The sequence below is a fragment of the Sphingopyxis sp. genome (genome assembly GCF_035944815.1).
Taxonomy (GTDB): domain Bacteria; phylum Pseudomonadota; class Alphaproteobacteria; order Sphingomonadales; family Sphingomonadaceae; genus Sphingopyxis.
Window position 1 is genome coordinate 303,112 of the sequence record NZ_DASZAU010000009.1, and the last position, 19,673, is coordinate 322,784.

At 64.5% G+C, this 19,673-nt stretch carries 17 protein-coding genes; 13 read left to right on the top strand and 4 right to left on the bottom strand.

Going from position 1 to position 19,673, the window contains the following annotated elements; genetic code table 11:
- Positions 1 to 15: 15 nt before the first annotated feature.
- Together VGU00_RS12280 and VGU00_RS12285 are read left to right on the top strand one after the other, a co-directional pair.
- A complete protein-coding gene (locus tag VGU00_RS12280) occupies positions 16 to 2,322 on the top strand; it encodes a TonB-dependent hemoglobin/transferrin/lactoferrin family receptor (protein ID WP_327468867.1) in 2,307 nt (768 codons plus the stop codon).
- 22 nt (positions 2,323 to 2,344) lie between these two features.
- A complete protein-coding gene (locus tag VGU00_RS12285) occupies positions 2,345 to 3,322 on the top strand; it encodes a DUF6607 family protein (protein WP_327468869.1) in 978 nt (325 codons plus the stop codon).
- Between the two features lie 68 nt (positions 3,323 to 3,390).
- Here VGU00_RS12285 and VGU00_RS12290 read toward each other — a convergent pair whose 3' ends face one another.
- Positions 3,391 to 3,849 carry a MarR family transcriptional regulator gene (locus VGU00_RS12290; protein ID WP_327468871.1) on the bottom strand — a complete coding sequence of 153 codons (459 nt, stop codon included), beginning with the start codon at positions 3,847 to 3,849 and terminating at the stop codon, positions 3,391 to 3,393.
- Between the two features lie 156 nt (positions 3,850 to 4,005).
- Between VGU00_RS12290 and VGU00_RS12295 the strand changes: the two genes are divergently transcribed.
- Complete coding sequence (locus VGU00_RS12295; RefSeq protein ID WP_327468873.1) at positions 4,006 to 5,505, top strand: GGDEF domain-containing protein; 1,500 nt, start codon at positions 4,006 to 4,008, stop codon at positions 5,503 to 5,505.
- Positions 5,506 to 5,542: 37 nt separating this feature from the next.
- Here the strand turns inward: VGU00_RS12295 and VGU00_RS12300 are convergent, their stop codons facing one another.
- A complete protein-coding gene (locus VGU00_RS12300) occupies positions 5,543 to 5,920 on the bottom strand; it encodes a DoxX family protein (RefSeq protein ID WP_327468875.1) in 378 nt (125 codons plus the stop codon).
- A 208-nt stretch (positions 5,921 to 6,128) separates the two neighbouring features.
- Between VGU00_RS12300 and VGU00_RS12305 the strand changes: the two genes are divergently transcribed.
- The 10 genes from VGU00_RS12305 (at position 6,129) to VGU00_RS12350 (ending at position 16,869) form a co-directional block, all read left to right on the top strand.
- Positions 6,129 to 6,587, top strand: a complete 459-nt coding sequence (locus VGU00_RS12305; protein WP_327468877.1) for a carboxymuconolactone decarboxylase family protein — start codon at positions 6,129 to 6,131, stop codon at positions 6,585 to 6,587.
- On the top strand, positions 6,587 to 7,465 hold the full coding sequence (locus VGU00_RS12310; protein WP_327468879.1) for a sigma-70 family RNA polymerase sigma factor: 879 nt from the start codon (positions 6,587 to 6,589) through the stop codon (positions 7,463 to 7,465). Before VGU00_RS12305 ends, VGU00_RS12310 begins: the two co-directional genes overlap by 1 nt.
- Before the next feature lie 530 nt (positions 7,466 to 7,995).
- Positions 7,996 to 9,054 (top strand): cell envelope integrity protein TolA, encoded by a 1,059-nt coding sequence (locus VGU00_RS12315; RefSeq protein ID WP_327468881.1) that lies wholly within the window; start codon positions 7,996 to 7,998, stop codon positions 9,052 to 9,054.
- A 178-nt stretch (positions 9,055 to 9,232) separates the two neighbouring features.
- On the top strand, positions 9,233 to 11,002 hold the full coding sequence (locus VGU00_RS12320; RefSeq protein ID WP_327468883.1) for a hypothetical protein: 1,770 nt from the start codon (positions 9,233 to 9,235) through the stop codon (positions 11,000 to 11,002).
- A gap of 154 nt (positions 11,003 to 11,156) precedes the next feature.
- A complete protein-coding gene (gene ybeY, locus VGU00_RS12325) occupies positions 11,157 to 11,663 on the top strand; it encodes an rRNA maturation RNase YbeY (RefSeq protein ID WP_327468885.1) in 507 nt (168 codons plus the stop codon).
- Between the two features lie 18 nt (positions 11,664 to 11,681).
- Positions 11,682 to 12,626: a hemolysin family protein gene (locus VGU00_RS12330; protein WP_327468887.1), complete on the top strand. Its 945-nt coding sequence runs from the start codon at positions 11,682 to 11,684 to the stop codon at positions 12,624 to 12,626.
- A 41-nt stretch (positions 12,627 to 12,667) separates the two neighbouring features.
- Positions 12,668 to 13,825, top strand: a complete 1,158-nt coding sequence (locus VGU00_RS12335; protein ID WP_327468889.1) for a glycosyltransferase family 1 protein — start codon at positions 12,668 to 12,670, stop codon at positions 13,823 to 13,825.
- A 5-nt stretch (positions 13,826 to 13,830) separates the two neighbouring features.
- Positions 13,831 to 15,156: a replication-associated recombination protein A gene (locus VGU00_RS12340; RefSeq protein WP_327468891.1), complete on the top strand. Its 1,326-nt coding sequence runs from the start codon at positions 13,831 to 13,833 to the stop codon at positions 15,154 to 15,156.
- Positions 15,153 to 15,506, top strand: coding sequence for a hypothetical protein (locus VGU00_RS12345; RefSeq protein ID WP_327468893.1), 354 nt, complete (start codon positions 15,153 to 15,155; stop codon positions 15,504 to 15,506). Before VGU00_RS12340 ends, VGU00_RS12345 begins: the two co-directional genes overlap by 4 nt.
- 19 nt (positions 15,507 to 15,525) lie before the next feature.
- On the top strand, positions 15,526 to 16,869 hold the full coding sequence (locus VGU00_RS12350; RefSeq protein WP_327468895.1) for a serine hydrolase: 1,344 nt from the start codon (positions 15,526 to 15,528) through the stop codon (positions 16,867 to 16,869).
- Here VGU00_RS12350 and VGU00_RS12355 read toward each other — a convergent pair whose 3' ends face one another.
- Positions 16,870 to 17,286 (bottom strand): GFA family protein, encoded by a 417-nt coding sequence (locus tag VGU00_RS12355; RefSeq protein WP_327468896.1) that lies wholly within the window; start codon positions 17,284 to 17,286, stop codon positions 16,870 to 16,872. It lies immediately after the preceding gene.
- A gap of 68 nt (positions 17,287 to 17,354) precedes the next feature.
- Positions 17,355 to 19,652: a phosphoenolpyruvate--protein phosphotransferase gene (gene ptsP, locus VGU00_RS12360; protein WP_327468898.1), complete on the bottom strand. Its 2,298-nt coding sequence runs from the start codon at positions 19,650 to 19,652 to the stop codon at positions 17,355 to 17,357.
- Positions 19,653 to 19,673 lie beyond the last annotated feature (21 nt).

The window sequence follows — 19,673 nt, forward strand, 5'->3', positions numbered from 1 at the left end:
AATAGGGGAAGAAAATTGATCAGTTCGCGTGTCTCGTCCGTCACCCGCCTTGCCGCAGGAAGCGCGCTGGGCCTCGCGCTCGCCGCCGCCGCGACGCCGGCCTTTGCCCAGGACAATGACGGCGAATATTGGGTGTCGCTGAAGGACCGCATCGTCGTCACCGCAACGCGCACCGCGGCGAAGGCCGAAGATATCCCGGTTACCATCACCGTGAAGAGCGACGAGCAGATCGCCGACGAACTCGTCACCGACATCCGCGATCTCATCCGTTTCGAACCCGGCGTCAGCGTCCAGCGCCAACCCGCGCGCTTCGGCGCCGCGCTTGGCACCACGGGCCGCGCGGGCAACGACAGTTTCAACATTCGCGGCATCGGCGGAAACCGCGTGCTGGTGCAGGTCGACGGCGTGCGCGTTCCCGACGGCTTCACCTTCGGCGCGCAGGCGGCGGGGCGTGGCGACTATGTCGACCTTGGCCTCGTCAAGTCGGTCGAAATCCTGCGCGGTCCGTCGTCGGCGCTCTATGGCAGCGATGGCCTTGCGGGTGCGGTCAGCTTCATCACGTCCGACCCGGTCGATTTTCTCGAACCCGGCAAGAATGTCGGCGGACTCCTCCGCGCGGCGTACAGCAGCGCCGACGAAGAGTTCAGCGAAACCGCGATCCTCGCGGGGCGCAGCGGCGACTGGTCGATCATGGCCGCCTATACGCGCCGCGATCACAAGGAACTCGACAACAAGGGCGATGTCGCCGGCGGCATCTATTTCGATGGCGTCGCGGGCACCTCGGGCAAGGATGCGAACACCGGCCCGCTGCGCACCTTGCCCAACCCGCAGGATGGCCATTCGAACGCCGCGCTCGCGCGGATCGTCTACGATCCTGCCAACGGCCACAAGTTCCGCCTGACCGGCGAATATCTCGACACCGATCTCTACACCAACGGCCTCACGGGCGTGACCGCGACGCGAAGCGCGCTGAACGTCGTCACCGCCAGCGTCGACCGGCTCGAAGCGTGGGACAGCGGAACACGCAAGCGCGTCTCGCTCGACTGGAGCTGGGAAGGCGAGGGGGCGATCGATTTCGCGCGCGTCGCGCTATACTGGCAGGACGGCGAGGATAATCAATATACCGAGGAAGACCGCACGCCGGCGGCCGACCGGTCGCGCCTCAACACCTTCGAAAACCGCGTGATCGGTGCTGCCGCCGATGCGCGCGCCGACTTTGCGACGGGGGCGATCAAGCACCGCCTCGTTTTCGGCGGCGACATCAGCCAGACGCGACAGCGCGGCCTGCGCGACGGGACCGTGCCGCCGTTCGGCGAGGTCTATCCGACGCGCGCTTTCCCGACCACCGACTTCACCCGCGCCGGCCTGTTCGTCGGCGACGAGATCAGCATCGCCGACGGCCGCCTGATCCTCTATCCGGCGCTGCGCTTCGACTGGTTCGACCTGTCGCCCGACAACGATCCGCTGCTTCCGAGCTTTGCCGGGGCGAAGCAGGACGGCTCGCGCCTGTCGCCAAAGTTCGGCGCGGTGTGGAAAATCACCGACGAGTTCCGCCTGTTCGCCAACTATGCGACGGGCTTCAAGGCGCCCGAGCCGGGGCAGGTGAACCAGTTCTTCTCGAACCTCGCGTCGGGCTACACCTCGATCCCCAACCCCGAGCTCGGCCCCGAACGCAGCGAAAGCATCGAGGGCGGCATCCGCTTTTCGAGCGACACGATCAGCCTCGACGTCACGGGCTTTTCGGCGCGCTACAAGGATTTCATCAGTCAGGAGCAGGTCGACGGCAGCTTTCTGCCGAACGATCCTGCCATCTTCCAATTCGTGAATCTCGATCGCGTCCGGGTCAAAGGGGCCGAGGCGCGGTTCGAGGGGCGAGCGTCGTCCGGCCTGTATACGACGCTCGCCCTATCCTATGCGAAGGGCGACATCATCGATCCCGACGGCGCGCGCTCGCCGCTCGAATCGATCGATCCGCTCAAGCTCGTCGCCGGCATCGGCTATCGCCAGCCGCAGGGGCGTTTCGGCGGCCAGCTCATCATGACGCACAGCGCGCGCAAGGAAGCGTCGCGCACCAACGGCGGTTACCGCCCCGACGGTTTCACGATCCTCGACGCGACCGCTTACGTCCGCCTGACCGAGGGGCTGACGCTGCGCGGCGGCGTCTTCAACATCCTCGACAAGAAATACGCTTGGTGGAGCGATACGCGCGGCCTTGCCAACACCGTGCTCGTCGGCGGACGCAGCCTGCCGATTGCGGTGATCGCCGACGCCTATACCCAGCCCGGCCGCAACGCGAGCGTGTCGCTGAGCTTCCGCTTCTAAATAAGACAGAAGGACTGCACCGATGAAGACCTATCGCAAGATCGCCGCCGGCTTGCTGCTGCTGACCGCCGCACTGCCGGTCGCCGCTTCGGCTCATCCGCCGATCGCCGCCGAAGCCGCCGCCGCCAATTTCGAACAGGACCGCGCCGACATTCTCGCGATGGCGGGCAATTACCGCGTTAGCTTCAACATGCAGGAATCGACGCGCTGGGACCCGAATTATGAGGTGCTCGAACCCAAACGGTCGGGCGGCAACGAGGTCGTGCGCGTGATCGAGGACACCGGCCGCAAGATCGTGCTCCAGCACATGCTCGTCATCACCGGCGACGACGACAAGAGCATGATTATCAAGCATTGGCGGCAGGATTGGGAATATGAACCCGCCAAAATCCTCGCCTATTCGGACCGCAACACCTGGTCGTGGGAAGATGTGCCCGAAAAGATGCGTACCGGCCGCTGGTCGCAGACCGTCTATCAGGTCGACGATAGTCCGCGCTACGCCGGCTGGGGCCAGTTCGAAACGCAGGGCGGCATCCGTCGCTGGCGTTCGAGCTGGACCTGGCGCCCGCTCGCGCGCCGCGATGCGGTTCGCAATCCGGTTTACGACCGCTATCTCTCGATCAACCGCCACCAGCCCTCGCCCGATGGCTGGGTCCACTGGCAGGACAATACCAAGATGGGGATCAAGGACGGCAAGCTCGTTCCGATCGTCCAGGAATATGTCCTCAACACCTATATCAAATACGACCAATATGATGTGAAGGCGGCCGACGACTATTGGGCCGCGACCAAGGATTATTGGGCGGCGGTGCGCGCCGAATGGGACCGCGTCGCTTCGGCCAAGGGCGGCATCGCGATCGACGAGCGGGCCGACACCGGCACCGTCATCAGCGGACGCCTGCTCGAAATGGCCGACGAGGTTCAGGAAAAGAAGCTGACCACTGCGAAGGCGATCGACGAAGCGAAAAGGCTGATCGAGACGAACACGCGCAAGCTCTGACGACCTTCACCATGTGAAGCCCGAAACTGGGGCGGTCCGCGAGGGCCGCCCCGCTTTTGTACCGGCGATCAGCTCTTGCCGCGGCTGTGGCGGAGCAGATTGTCGCGCAGTTCGGCGATCGTCTGCTGCATCGGGAGGAAATCGTCGCCGAGCCCCGTCGCTTCGAACAGGATCGCGCCCGGGTCCTTGTCGAGCAGGGCCTGCCCGGCAGGAAGCAGGCTGACCCGCACCACCCGTTCGTCCGACGGATCGCGGCGGCGCGTGACATAGCCGAGCGATTCCAGCTTTTTGAGGATCGGCGTCAGCGTGTTCGATTCGAGGAACAGCCGCTCGCCGAGTTCGCCGACCGTCTGTTCGTCTTGCTCGGCGAGTGCGACCATCGCGATATATTGCGTATAGGTCAGGCCCAGTTCGTCGAGGATCGGCTTATAGGCGCGCCCGAACGCCAGATTGGCCGAATAGACGGCAAAGCACAGAAAGTTCGAAAGCGGCCGGGATTTGCCGGACGCCGCAGCGGAAGGGGGCATGATCGTCTCCACAGGATGTCACCTCCTATATATATCGTATGCGATTAAATCGCAACCATCGTCGTGTTCGGCCGGCTTAGCCGGTGGGCGCGGCAAAGACATGATTTGATAACCGGTCCGTGCAAAACTCCGCGTCGATAGTGTATCGGATACAGCATGTCCCTTCAAAGCCAGGAGGATAGCGTCATCAGCGCAAGCTGGCGGACGGCGGCGGCAAGGCTCGAGTTCGCGCTTTTGCCGTTGCTGTTCGTTGCCGGACATGGCGCGCTTCTGGTCGTCAGTGGCGCGCACGCCTGGCTGGTTTCGCTGATCTTCCTCACCTTGGCGCCGCTGACGGCAGGGGCCGCCTGCCTCTATCGCGCGCGGCGTTCGGGCTACGCGCGAGGATGGGCCGCACTTTCGTTCGCACTGCTGCTGTGGGCAGCGGGAATGGCGGGCAATCTCTACAGCGGGCTTGTCCTCGACAGCTGGTCGGGAGTCGGCACGCTCAGCATGTTGCTGTTCATCCTTTACGGCGTCCCGATCATCCTCGTGCTTGCGGCTCCCGAACAGGAACATTGGCTGATGCGGCTGATCGATGCCCTGCTGGCGTGCGGGCTCGGCTATCTCTTCTTTCGCTACACCGCAGCCTTTGCGGCGGCGGCGGAGGTGAACCCCGAAAATCTCGTCCGCCTGCGCCTGATGTTCGACATCGAGAATCTGTTCATCATGCTGTTTGCGCTGATCCGTTTCCATGTCAGCCGCGACCGGGCGCAGCACCGTTTTTTCGGGTGTCTCTCGGTCTATTCGATCCTCTATCTGGCGACGGCGGCCTTCATCAACCATCTGCATTCGGACGTCTATTATGGCCATTGGCCCGACATGGTGATCGGGCTGCCGTTCCTCGTGCTCGTGGGGCTGGCGCTCGGTGAACCCGGACGAGCGGAGAATTTTCCGCGGGCGTCCTTCGTCTTCGAACGCGCGGTGCGCGTGGGCGGGGCGCTGATATTGCCCACCATGCTCCTGATCGTATCGGCGCTGCTCGTGCGTTCGCATCCGCTCCATGCGATCGCGGGCTGCGCGGCGGCGATCCTCGGCTATGGCTTTCGCGCCACCTTTGTCCAGATGCGCAGCCTGAACGCGCACGAACGGCTCGAGCGGCTGACGCTGGTCGACGCGCTCACGGGACTTGCGAACCGGCGCGAGTTCGATGCCAGCCTGCGCCGCGAATGGAGCCGCGCGCACCGGACGGGCGAGGGGCTGGCGCTGTTGATGATCGACATCGACCATTTCAAGCTGCTCAACGACAGCTTCGGCCATCCCGCCGGCGACCGCAAACTGCACGACGTCGCGCAGGCGCTCGCGGCGTGTGCCAAGCGCCCCTCAGAGCTCGTCGCGCGCTATGGCGGCGAGGAGTTTGCCGCGATCCTGCCGGGCGTAACGCCGGCGCAGGCGGTGACAATCGCCGAAACGATGCGCGCGGCGGTCGAGCGGCTCGACCTGCGGTCGCCCGCGCCCGCCGGCCATGTCACGGTCAGCATCGGCGTCGGCCACATCGATCAGGTCGGGGATCGCGACGTGGCGGCGCTGATCGCCGCTGCCGACGCGGCGCTTTACGAAGCGAAGCAGGGCGGGCGGAACCGCACGATGGCGCATTCGGCCATCGCCGCGAGTTAGCCGCTACCCGTTAGCTGCCGGGCGATGCGGAACGGCGCTATTTCCGGGCGCCCTCGACGCTCCAGATTCCCGCGCCGCGCGTCGCGATGAACAGGAAGATGAAGCAATAGAGGATGATCGTCTCGCCGCCGTTGACGATCGGGTAAAGCCCTTTGGGCGCGTGCGCGGTCCAATAGCCGACCGCCGACATGCCGCTGGCGATGAAGGCGGCAGGGCGGGTGAAGAGGCCGATGACGATCAGGCCGCCCGCAACCAGCTCGATGATGCCCGCGCCCTGCAGCATCGGATTGAGCGGCATGGGGAAGGCGACGGGAAAGCCCAGGAATTTCTGCACGCCATGCGCGAGAAACAGGACACCTGCGACGATGCGCAGCAGCGCATAGGCTTGCCCGCTGAATCCATCGAGAAACTTCATGGTCGATCCCCTCATGTTGGACGGTGACGGCGAAGCTAGTGCAATGGCAAGGCGCGCGAAAGCGCATTATGTGAAACGGTGCGTTTCCATGGCTTTGCTGCAACTTCGCTCGAAAAAGGATCGGCGAAAGAAGAAAAATTCATGCCGCATGTCACATTGGCGACCCCTGTTTCGTCATGTCGGTACAACCCCTTTAAGGAGATACGATATGACCAAGGTTACCGACCCCTATGCCGCCGCACCGACGCTGATGAAGCAGTGGATGGCGGTCTCGATCGCTGCGCAGAACAGCCTTGAGGCGAGCCTGATCGAGTTGGTGAAGATCCGCTCGTCGATCCTCAACGGCTGCGCCAACTGCATCAACATGCACACGATCGAAGCGCGCGCGAAGGGCGAGACCGAGCAGCGCATCTACCTTCTCGCGGCCTGGCACGAAGCCCCGGTCTATACGCCCCGCGAACGCGCCGCGCTCGCCTGGACCGACGCCTTGACCAAGCTGTCCGAAGGGCACACACAAAAGGCGGCGAAGGACGCGCTCGAGGCGCATTTCACTCCGGAGGAACAGGTGAACCTGACGGTGATGATCAATGTCATCAATGGCTGGAACCGTATCGCGGTCGGCTTCGACCTCTGGTACGAAAACGGCGCGGTGGTCAAGGCCGCCTGATGACGCCCGAAGGCATCCGCGGCGGCCTCGATGCAACGGACGCGGCGGTCAGTTTCGACCCGCTGCGCCCGCTGCTCACCCGTGTCGCTTACCGCATGCTCGGTTCGGTCGCCGATGCCGAGGATGTGGTGCAGGATGCCTTCATCCGCTGGCTCGGCACCGACCGCGGCGCGGTGCGCGAGCCCGCGGCCTTCCTCCGCCGCACCGTCACGCGGCTCTGCCTCGATCAGCTCAAATCGGCGCGCGCGCAGCGCGAGACCTATGTCGGCCCCTGGCTTCCCGACCCGCTTGTCGAGGAGGAGGAAGAAGAGGATGATGTCACGCTGCCGCTGATGCTCGCGCTCGAACGGCTCTCCCCGCTGGAACGCGCCGCGTTCCTGCTCCACGACGTCTTCGGGGTCGGGTTCGACGAGGTCGCAAAGACGATCGACCGCGATCCCGCCGCGACGCGCCAGCTCGCCGCGCGCGCGCGCGCCCACGTCCGCGAGGCGCGTCCGCGCTACAAGCTCGAAAAGGAAAAGGGCCTCGAAATCGCCAACGCCTTTTTTGCGGCATCGCGCAGCGGCGACATGGGCGCGCTCGGCGCATTGCTCGCCGCCGATGTCGGCATGTGGGCGGACGGTGGCGGCAAACGGCCCGCCGCGATGGGGCCGGTTCTTGGCCATGACATCGTGCTGAAACTGCATCGCAGCCTGGCGGTGCTGTTCGGCAAATATGGCTCGACGCTCGTTCACACGGGCATGATCAACGGCCTGCCGGGCTTCGTCACGCGCGAGGCCGACGGCGAGTTCCAGACGACCGCGCTCGAGATCGAGGACGGCAAGGTCACCGGCATCTATGTGATGCGAAACCCCGACAAGCTTAAGCATATGCACTGACGTCAGGCGTCAGAATTCCCGAATTGCCTTGCATGAAAAATCGGCATCCCGGTTTGTATGTTGCGCGATCCCTGCGGGGTATTAAGGTCATGCGCGAAACGGGCTGCTCTGGGGGGACGGCGATGATCGGACGGGTATTGCTTGCATTGGGGCTGGCCGGGGCGGCGGCGGCGGTGCTGGCGCAGGGCGATACGGGCGGAGATGTCGATCTCGATACGCTGTCCAACGTGAAAATCAGCCAGTCCCGTGTCAACAAAATGGTAAACGGGGAGTCGGTCCCGATGAATCGCCATATATTGGGCTTCGAACCATCTTCTGAACTCTACTATGTATATTTTGACACACCCGATGGAGTTTCATCGCAGCCCGTCGACGTGAATTATGTTTTTTCGCTGAATAAGGGGCGTGACTGCGGCGAAGGTCACGCGCTTTTGCGCGCGCTGGCGCGAAAAAATGGCTTCGATATCACTTCGTTTCAGCGGCATGTGTGCAAGCCAGGCCGGAACGGAGGCACAAGCAGCGATGGACGGATGACGATCGCCAAACTTGGTGCTGCTCCGAAAGAAAATACCTCACACTGCAAATCCGACGCCTATCTCGGCGCGTGGCAGCGCAAGGGTGAGGGCGGGCAAAAGCCGCAGGTGCAGATCGTCTTTGCCACCGAACGCGGCGCCAGCGCGCCCGTCGGGTCGACGCGCGGCTTCGCCTCGGCGCCCTATGGCGACGGCACGGTCGTCGCCTCGCGGATCCGGCAGGTCAAGGACAGCTGCACCTTCGACGCGCAATGCGGGTCGAACCTGTCGTCGGCCAACGCGTGCAAGCTGGTCATCGATCCCGCGAACAACACGCTGAAGGTCGAGGGCGGGTCGCAGATGTTCGTTTCCGATCGCGTCTGGACGCGCACGACGCCGATGGCGGCCGAGACGGTGTGCAGCCGCGAGGATGTCGAGGGCGACTGGCGGCGCAGCGACGGCGCGAACGTCCCGATCGTCGGGGTCCATGTCTTCAAAAATGGGCCCGGCGGCAACGCGCTGCTGTTCAACCATCCCGAGGGCTGGTGGCCCAAGGGGCAGACCAAATTCACCGGCATCTATCGCGAGGGCGGCGACCGTAGCTGCAAGCTCAAGGCGACCTGCGCGACCTATGACCGCACGGCCAGCGGCAATATCGTCCGCCGCGAACGCGCCTGCACGCTTACCATCGACCCGGTGAAAAAACGCATGACCGAAAGCGGATCGAGCCTGTTCTACACCCGCGACGGCGCGGCGAAAGCGGCGCCCGCGAAGCCCGAGGCGGCCGCCGCAGTGCCGACGGCGCCATCGGCCGAGGAGCAGGCGGCGACGAGTTCGCTCAACGCGCAGCAGGCGGCGACCGCAAAGCGCGAAATCGCCGAATATGAGGCGCAGAAAAAACGAATCGCCGACGAACAGGCGGCAAAGGAGGCCGCCTATCGCAAGGCATTGGCCGACCGCGATGCCCTGATCGCCGAAAATGAGCGTAAGGCACGGGAAGCAAGGGCCAAATGGGAAGCTGCCGCCGCCGCGTGCAGGGCCGGCGATCAAAGCCAATGCGCGCCGACGCCCAAATAGAGCGAGCATCGATTTGAAGAATATGGGCGGGGCCAAGTCCATGCGTCGGCAGGATTTTTTGCGTCTTGTTCGGCCTTGTTCGGAATAGGGGGCCGCATTGCCGGTTTTTGACCTTTTCCTTTCATGATAGGCTGGCGCAGCTGTTGATGGTTCGCCTTCGGGGAAGAGGGGAATATTGATGCGCCGACCGTTCAAAGTCGCGGCGATCGTCGCCGCCGGATTTTCGCTTTCGAGTCTTGCCCAGCCATCCGGTTTTTCGATCGCGGCGCTCGATGCGCTCGATCCCAGCCGGCTCGCGGCCTTCTCTTGCGGGGCGCAGCGTGCGGGCTCCGGTCTCGTGCAAAATCTGCTTGTCGCGACCGCCTATGCTGCGCCGGCCAGCGAGGGCCGGACGATACCGCTCTTTGCCGACCTCACGACATCGCGATTCCCCGTTTCGACGCGCGACGCGCAGGCGCGGCAGTTTTTCAGCCAGGGCTTGCTGCTCACCTATGGTTTCAACCATGCGGGGGCGGTGCGCTCGTTCCGCGAGGCACAGCGCCGCGACCCCGGCTGCGCGATGTGCTGGTGGGGTGAAGCGGTCGCGCTTGGGCCGAATATCAACGCGCCGATGGACGACCGCGATCATGGCGCGGCGCTCGATGCGATGGACCGCGCGGTGGCGCTGCGTGCCGGCGCGACCCCGCTGGAACGCGCGCTGATCGAAGCCGTCGCGCGCCGCTATTCGCGCGACCCGGCTGCCGACCGTGCGGCGCTCGACGCGGCCTATGCCGATGCGATGCTCGATGTCGCGCGCCGGTTTCCGGGCGACGACGATGTCGCGGTGCTCGCTGCGGAGGCGGCGATGGACACCAGCCCGTGGAATTATTGGGAAACCGACAAGCGCACATCGGTGGGCCGCAGCGGCGAGGCGGTGCGGCTCGTCGAGACGGTGCTGCGCCGCAATCCCGACCATGTGCAGGCCAATCATCTCTATATCCACCTGATGGAATCGGTCGATCCGCAGCGCGCGGAGGCGGCAGCCGACCGGCTCGGCAATCCACGGGCGCCCAGTGCCGCGCATCTCGTCCATATGCCGGGTCACATCTACCAGCTGCGCGGACGCCACGCCGATTCCATCCGCGTCAACGTCGCCGCGGCGCGCGCCGACGAGGCGTTCATCCGCGATGCCGGCGACAATGGCTTGGTGCGCTACGGCTATTATCCGCACAATATCCATTTCATCGTGACCTCGGCGCAGATGGCGGGCGACATGCCGACCGCCGTGCGCGAAGCGCAGCGGCTGCGCACCGTGCTCGATCCGGCCACGTCGGAACGGATCGCGTGGATCCAGGCGATCGATGCGGCGCCCTATCTGGCGATGGCCCAGTTCGCCGCGCCGAAGGCGATCCTCGCGATGCCCGCGCCCGACGCACGGCTCGCCTATCCGACCGCGATGCGCCATTATGCGCGCGCCATCGCCTATGCGCAGCAGCGCAACCGGACGGGCTTCGATCGCGAGCTGGCTGCGATGGAAAAGATCCGCGGCTCCGACGCGATGAAGGCGATGATCGATCAGGGGGTGCCGGCGGCCGATCTCGTGACGCTAGCCGAACAGGTCGCGCGCGGCCGCTTCGCCTTCGCGCGGGGCCGTTATCGCGACGCCGTCGCCTTCTACCAACAGGCGGTCGAGACGGAAGGCCGGCTTCCCTATCAGGAGCCGACCTATTGGTATTATCCGGTCAAGCAGTCGCTCGGCGCCGCGCTGTTCCAGATGAAGCGCTATGGCGAGGCCAGCGAGGCGTTCCGCGGCGCGTTGGCGCAGGCACCCAATAATGGCTGGGCGCTCTATGGGCTCAAGCGCAGCGAGGCGGCGCAGGGGAACAAGCTCGAAGCCGCGGCCGCGGACCGGGCCTTGGCGAAGGCATGGCTCGGCGACGCGCGCTGGCTTCGCATGGACCGATTATAGGCGCCGGGGCTGATCCCAACTTTTCGCTGTCCTACAATGCCGCGCCGCGATAGCGTCGCCGCACCATCCAGTTGAGGACCGCTACGGCCACATATATGCGATTTGCGAGTATAGTTGCGCAGTTTTCTGCCGTTTTTCTCCGGCGTCATTTTCCATGCTGAGCGTCGAAACCCATGAGGCCCAGCCCTGGCCCGATGCGCTCGACTGGGAAGCGCGCGCCGGCGAAGCGGCGGCGGCGGCGCTGGCATTGACGCCCTTCGCGAGCCTCGCCGACGCGGCGCCGCTGGTCGAGATTGCCATCCGCCTGACCGACGACGACGAGGTGCACAATCTTAACCGCGATTTCCGCGGCAAGGACAAGCCGACCAACGTGCTGTCCTTTCCGCAGGTCCAGCCCGACCTGCTCGAAGGCCTGTCGAACAGCGACGATGGGGAGATCCTGCTCGGCGACATCGTGCTCGCGCGCGAAACCTGCGCGCGCGAGGCCGACGAGAAGGGGGTTTCGCTGGCGGATCATGCGACGCACTTGATCGTCCATGGCACGCTGCATCTCGTTGGATACGATCATATGGACGATGCTTCGGCCGCCGCGATGGAGGCGCTCGAAGTGAAAGCGCTTGCATCGCTGGGCATCGCCAATCCATATGCGGATCAGGATTAACAGGGAAAAGCCATATCTATGCCCGACGACCAGGGATCTTCGAGCCGATCGGAAGAGGACAGTAGTAGACCCGGACTCTTGTCCGGGCTGAAAAACCTGTTGTTCGGGGGCGACAAGGAACCGTCGCTGCGCGAACAGATCGAAGAGGTCATCGACGAGGCGGAGGAAGAGGGCGACGACCGTCGCGGCAGCAACATCGTCGGCGACCTGTCGCAGATAGAGCGCAAGATGCTGCGCAATCTGCTCCACTTCGGCGAACAGACGGTCGACGACGTCGCGGTGCCGCGTGCCGACATCATCGCCATCCCCGAAAGCGCGAGCTTTACCGAGGTCGTCGCCTTGTTCGCCGAGGCCGGACACAGCCGCTTGCCGGTCTATCGCGACAATCTCGACGAAGTCGTCGGCATGATCCACGTCAAGGACGTGTTCGCGGTGCTGGCCGAGGGGCGTGCGCCTCCGCCGCTGCTCGACCTCATTCGCCAGCCGCTCTATGTCCCGCAGTCGATGGGCGTGCTCGACCTGCTCGCCGAGATGCGCGCGAAGCGCACGCATCTTGCCATCGTCATCGACGAATATTCGGGCACCGAAGGCCTGCTCACGATCGAGGATCTGGTCGAGGAAATCGTCGGCGAGATCGAGGATGAGCATGACGACGAGCCGACGGCGCTGTTCGTGGCTGCCGCGGACGGCTGCTGGGATGCCGATGCGCGCGCCGAACTCGACGATGTCGGCGAAGCGATCGACCCGCAGCTCGCCGAGGTCGACGAAGATGTCGACACGCTCGGTGGCCTCGCCGCGGTTCTGGCAGGCCATGTGCCCGAGGTCGGCGAAATCCTCGTCCACCCGAGCGGCTGGCGCATCGAGGTGACCGAGGCCGACGAGCGCCGCGTCCACCGCCTTCGCCTGCATCCGCCGGTCGTGATCGACCTCGAAGCACCGTCGGAGCGCAGCGACGAGTTCTGATATAATTGCCTTTGCGGGGTTAAAGGATTAGGCGAGGCCGGATGGAAGTTTCCGACCTTCGCATCGCCCTTTTCAGCGGCAATTACAACATGACCACCGATGGTGCGAACAAGGCGCTCAATCGCCTCGTCGGCTATCTGCTGGCGCACGGTGCCCAGGTGCGTGTCTACTCGCCCACGGTCGCGAACCCCGATTTCGAGCCGACCGGCGATCTCGTCAGCGTGCCGTCGGTGGCGATTCCGGGGCGCAGCGAATATCGCATCCCCGTTTCCTTCTCTTCGCGGGTTCGCGAGGATATCACCCGTTTCGCGCCGAACATCGTCCATATCTCGAGCCCCGACCGCGTATCGCGGCAGGCGGCGGCATGGGCGCGGCGGCGGCGGCTTCCGGTTGCCTGTTCGGTGCACACGCGTTTCGAGACCTATTTCCGCTACTATAATCTGTCGTTCCTCGAACCCGTCGTCGTCGCCTGGCTTCGCAAGCTTTACCGCAAGTGCGACGCGCTGATCGCGCCGTCCGAAAGCTTTGCGCAGGTGCTGCGTGACCAGCGGATGAACTATGACATCGGCATCTGGACCCGCGGCGTCGAACAGGGGATATTCAATCCGGGGCGCCGCGATATGGCGTGGCGGCGCGAACTCGGCATAGAGGACGACGTTCCCGCGATCGCTTTCCTTGGCCGGCTGGTGATGGAAAAGGGGCTCGACGTCTTTGCCGACGCGATTGACGTGCTCCAGCGGCGCGGTGTGGCGCACAAGGTCGTCGTGATCGGCGAGGGACCTGCGGGCGAATGGTTCGAATCGCGACTACCGGATGCGAAATTCGTCGGATTTCAGGGCGGCGCCGACCTAGCCCGCGCGCTGGCGTCGTGCGACATCTTCTTCAATCCCTCGGTGACCGAGACCTTCGGCAATGTGACGCTCGAGGCAATGGCGTGCGGTCTGCCTGTCGTTGCCGCGCGCGCGACGGGTAGCGCGAGCATCGTCAAGCACGGCCAGACGGGCTATCTGGTCTCGCCCGGATCGATCACCGGTTTTGCCGACCATCTCCAGCGCTATTGCCGCGACATCGCGCTTCGCGCCGAACATGGTGCTGCGGCCGTGCTCGAAAGCGGCGCCTATCAATGGGACGCGATCAACCGGACGGTCGCCGACACCTATATCCGCCTGATCCGCCAGAAACAGCGGCATCGGGGGTGATCTCGATGGCCGGGGACTTGTTCGGCGAAGACGCGCCCCGGACGCAGGGCGCCGCCGTTTCGGGGCCGGTCCCGCTCGCTGAGCGTCTTCGTCCGCATGTCCTCGCCGATGTCGTCGGGCAGGAGCATTTGACGGGCCCCGAGGGCGCGATCGGCCGCATGGTCGCTGCCGGGCAATTGTCGTCGATCATCCTTTGGGGTCCGCCGGGGACGGGGAAAACCACGATCGCGCGCCTGCTCGCCGAGGCGGTAGGGCTACGCTTCGCGCCGTTATCGGCTGTGTTTTCGGGCGTCGCTGACCTGCGACAGGCCTTTGCGGATGCCGAGAAAATGGCTGCGGCCGGCAAGCGCACCTTGCTCTTCGTCGACGAAATCCATCGTTTCAATCGGGCGCAGCAGGACGGCTTCCTGCCCTATGTCGAACGCGGTACGGTGGTGCTGGTCGGCGCGACCACCGAAAATCCCAGCTTCGCGCTCAACGCGGCGCTGCTGTCGCGCGCGCAGGTGCTCGTGCTCAACCGGCTCGGCGAAGAGCCGCTTGCGACGTTGGTGGCACGCGCCCAGGCTGACATGGGACGCGGCCTGCCGGTAACGGACGATGCGAAAGCGGCCTTGATCGCGAGCGCCGATGGCGATGGACGATTCCTGCTCAACCAGATTGAAACCCTGTTCGCCGCGGCCATCGACACGCCGCTCGATCCCGCCGAACTGGCACAGTTTCTCCACCGGCGCATGCCCGTGTACGACAAGGACCGCGACGGACACTACAACCTCATTTCCGCGCTGCACAAGGCGCTGCGCGGGTCCGATTCGCAGGCCGCGCTCTATTATATGGCGCGAATGCTCGTGGCGGGCGAAGAACCGCTCTATGTGCTGCGCCGGCTCGTACGCTTCGCGAGCGAGGATGTCGGTCTCGCCGACCCGCAAGCTCTCGTGCAATGTCTGGCAGCCAAGGATGCCTATCAATTCCTCGGTTCGCCCGAAGGCGAACTCGCGATCGTGCAGGCCTGTCTCTATCTGGCGACGGCGCCCAAATCGAACGCCGCCTACGCCGCGCAGAAAGAGGCCTTTGCTTCGGCGCGCGATACCGGCTCGCTCGCACCGCCCGCCAATATCCTCAATGCGCCGACGAAGCTGATGAAGGATATCGGCTATGGCGCGGGCTATGAATATGACCATGACGCGCCCGAGGGGTTTTCGGGCGCCGATTACTGGCCCGACGGCATGGGCGCGCAAGTCTATTACAGGCCGACCGATCGCGGCTTTGAAAAACGGATCGCCGAACGCATCGCCTGGTGGGACGAACAACGCCGGGTGCGGCGCGGAACATGACGCCGCGCTTCGACAGCTGGGACGACGTGATCGCCTTTGCCTGCGCGTTACCCGACGTCGAAATGCTGCCCTTTTATGGCACCCCCTGTCCCAAGCTCAACGGCAAGGCGTTGGCGTCGCCGGGCCGCGAGCCTGGGAGTTTTGCGGTGATGTGCAAGCCCGACGAAAAGGAGATCCTGCTTGAAACCGATCCCGACACCTTTTGGCAAACCGCGCATTATGAAGGCTGGCATGCGCTGCTCGTCCGTTTCGGTTCGGATGATCCCGAACGCGTCGGCAACGTCATCCGCCGCGCTTGGTGGGATCGCGCGAAAAAGGCGCAGCATCAGGCTTTTGGCGAGCGGCCCTGACATGATGTTTCGGTTGGGCTTGGGCGCTTTGCTGGCGACGGCTACGTTGCCCGTACAGGCGGCAGACACGAATGCCGAAATCCATCGCGCGTGGGCGGCGGGATATCGCGCTGCCTTCACCTGTTCGTCGCTGTGGAACGGCAGCGGCAAGACGCTCGCCGATATCGAGCGTGACGAACTGACCGGCATCTATTCCGAAATTGAGCCTGACGTTCGCGCGTTGAAGGCCGAGGTCGATGACAAGGCGAAACGCGTAAGTGTCCGTTATCGCGACGATCGGCCGCCGCGGATCGCTGAATGGAATGCTCGCGAAGGTTGTATTACCTTGCCGATCGGTGCGCAGGCGGGTCCGCCGAGCCGGACGGTTCCGGCCCCGCGCCCCAACCTTGACCACCAAAACTGGCCGCTCGGCGATCGCTATATTCGCGTGGGTATGCCTGCCGGCCTGTCGCCCTTTACCGAAGTTTCGATGGATCGCGAGAGCTTTGGCGGTCGCACCAGTTCGCTGCTGATCGTCAAGGACGGGCGGATCGTTGCAGAATGGTACCAGCCGGGGCACGGCCCGCATACCGCGCAGCGGACCTTCTCGGTTGCGAAGTCGATGGCCGCGACGCTGATCGGCCATGCTGCGTTCAAGCGCCAGATCGATGTGACCAAAGCCGCGATGATTGCGGAGTGGCAGACGCCCGGCGATCCACGCGTCGCGATCACGACCGAACAGTTGATGCGTATGGCGAGCGGGCTGACGAGCGACACTGCAGGTAATCGTACTGACGCCATCTATATGGGCGGCGCGTCAGTGCGCCAGTGGACGACCCAGTGGCCGCTGCTGAACGTGCCGAACACGCGCTATCGCTATGCCAACAACGACACGATGCTCGCCATCCTGTCGCTCAAGGCCGCACAGGCCAAGGCCGGGGAAGCACCCGACCCCGCCGCCTTCTTCGACCGTATCGGCATGACGCGCACCTTTGCCGAACATGACAAGGACGGAGATTATATCCTGTCCAGCCAGGTGTGGACGACGGCGCGCGATCTCGCCCGGCTCGGGTTGCTCTATCAACGCGACGGCGAATGGAATGGCGAGCGCCTGCTGCCGAAGGACTGGCGCAGCTTCGTCACGACGCCCAGCGGTCCGCAGCCCGACGGTCCGTTCGGCTATGGCGCGGGCTTCTGGCTCTTTAACAAGTCGGACGGGATTCCTGCCGACGCCTTTGGCGCCTTCGGCAATCGCGGCCAATATCTTGTCATCGTTCCGTCGCGACGGCTGGTGATCGTCCGTCAGGGCTATGACGACGACAAGAACCGCCTCGACATTGCAGCGCTCGTCAAGGCGATTATCGCTGCCGACGACCGCGGCTGATCATTCGAAGGGCGGATAGCGTTCGAACGTCGGAAGCGTATCGAGCTTCTCCATCCAGCCGATACGTTCCGCGGTCTGGATCTGCGCCTGCGCCGGGATAAGGTCGGGGTCGTCGAGCGTCGCGACCTGCACATCGATCTGGCCGGGGAAAATGGCATCGTTGGTGTAGAAGAGTCCCGTGCCGCAATCGCCGCAGAAATGGCGGCGGCCATGTTCTGACGAGGCATAGACTTTTGCCGTCCCGTCGATGTCGATCGCATCCTGTCCGACGAGGGCCCAGCCGACCATCGGCGCGCCCGAATGGCGACGGCAATCGCTGCAATGGCACAGCGCGTGATGCTCGACCGCAGTGGGCATCGAATAACGGATTGCGCCGCAATGGCATTGGCCGCTGGCACGCGGGCTCGAATCGGTCATGATCATCTCCTCATCTCAGTGATGAGAACATATCATAAACATTGCGTGCGAAGCAATTACCCGACGCGTCAATCGCCCAGATCGACCTGATGGCTCTGCGCCCATTGCTGATACTGGCCGCGTGGGTTCGACGACGGCTGGGCTAGGATCGCCGGCATGTCGGCGCGCAACGCGCCCAGATCGAGCGACCGGATCATCGCCTTGACCGGCCCGACCCCCGCCGGGGTGATCGAGAGCCGCTCGATCCCGACCCCGAGCAGTGCCATGGCTTCGAGCGGGCGTCCGCCCATCTCACCGCACACGCCGAGCGCGACCTTGCTTCCCGATACCGTCCGTACCACGCGCGCAAGATAACGCATGACGGTCGGCGACAACCAGTCGTAGCGCTCGGCCAGCCGCGGGTGTGCACGGTCGGCGGCGAACAGGAACTGGGTGAGGTCGTTCGTGCCGATCGACAGGAAGTCGAGGTGCGGCAGCATCAGGTCGAGCGTTTCGACCAGCCCCGGCACTTCGAGCATCGCGCCATAGCGAATTGCCACCGGCAGCTTCTTGTTGTGGCTTGCCAGCCATGCGCGCTGGCCGACGAACAACTGGCGTGCCGCCTCATATTCCCATGGTTCGGAGACCATCGGGAACATGACGTTGAGCGTCCGGCCCGCGGCCGCTTCCATCAGCGCGCGCGCCTGAACCTTGAGCAGCCCTTCGCGTTCGAGCGCGAGGCGCAGCGCGCGCCAGCCCATGGCGGGATTTTCTTCCTGCGCGCTGTCGCCGACATTCATGTAAGGCAGCGCCTTGTCGCCGCCGATGTCGACGGTGCGGAAGATGACGGGACGATCGCCCGCCGCGTCGAGCACGTCGCGATAGAGACGCTGCTGCCGGTCGCGCGCCGGCAGCGTCGCCGATACGAGGAACTGGAATTCGGTACGGAACAATCCGATCCCGCGCGCGCCGGTCAGGTCGAGCGCGGCGACATCTTCGCGCAGCCCCGCGTTGATCATCAATTCGATCGGGATACCGTCTTTCGTGACGGCGGGCAGGTCGCGCAGCGAAGCCAGATTGGCACGGCGCTTCTGGGAAATTTCGAGCTTGGCGTCGAACGCGTCCTGCACCGCCTGCGTCGGGCGGACATGCAGCTGGCCTGCCGCCGCGTCGAGCAGCAGCAGGTCGCCCTCGCGGATCGAGGCGCGCACATCGCTGACGCGGCCGAGCACTGGCACCCCCATCGCACGCGCGACGATGATGACATGTGCCGTGAGCGACCCTTCCTCGAGCACGACGCCTTTCAGGCGGCGGCGATCATATTCGAGCAGTTCGGCGGGGCCGAGGTTGCGCGCGATCAAGATCGAGTCCTGCCGGAGGCCCATTTGCGCCGCAGTACCCATCTGTCCCGACACGATGCGGATCAACCGGTTCGACAGATCCTCCAGGTCGTGCATCCGGTCGCGGAGCAGCGGATCGTCGATCTGGCGCATCCGCATCCGGGTGCGCTGCTGGACGCGCTCGATCGCCGCTTCGGCGGTGAGGCCGCTGTCGATCGCTTCGTTGATCCGCCGCGACCACCCTTCGTCATAGGCGAACATCTTGTAAGTCTCGATGACCTCTTCATGCTCGCCGCCGACCCCGAAATCGGCCTGGCTTGCCATGCGGTCGATCTGTTCGCGCATCTTGTCAAACGCGGCATAGACGCGGTGGCGTTCGGCTTCGGTGTCGTCCGCAACAGTGTGTTCGATCGTGATGCGCGGTTGGTGGAAAACCGCCACCCCGGCGCCCATGCCGTCGACCAGCTTCTGTCCGTTCAGCCGCTGGGCCGACTGGTCGGTCGCCGCGGCGTCGGTGCGCGCGGCGGTGTCGACAAGATCGGCGTTGGCGATCAATTCGGACAGCACCATCGCGACGGTCTGCAACGTCTCGATCTCGATGTCGTCATAGCGGCGCGGATCGGCGTGCTGGACGCAGAGTACCCCCACAGCGCGTTCGCGGCGGATGATCGGGACGCCGGCAAAGCTGTGGAACAATTCTTCGCCCGTTTCGGGTCGATAGGAAAAGTCGGGATGTGCCGCGGCTTCGTCGAGGTTCAGCGTTTCGATCTGGTCGGCGATCGTTCCCACCAGCCCTTCACCGAGGCCGAGACGCGTGACGTGCACGGCTTCCTGCTTCAGCCCGCGCGTCGCATAAAGTTCGAGCGCGCCCTCGCGCAGCAGGTAGATCGAACAGACCTCGCTATCGAGGCATTCGCCGATGATGCCAACCACCTGGTTCAGCTTGCCCTGTGCGTTTGCGCGCGAGGCCATGACTTCATGGAGCCGGGTCAGGATGGTGCGCGCCGACTGGGCGGCCGAAGAGGGCGGTGGCGGGGCGTTGGTCATTGCAACCCTGCTAACAGAAGG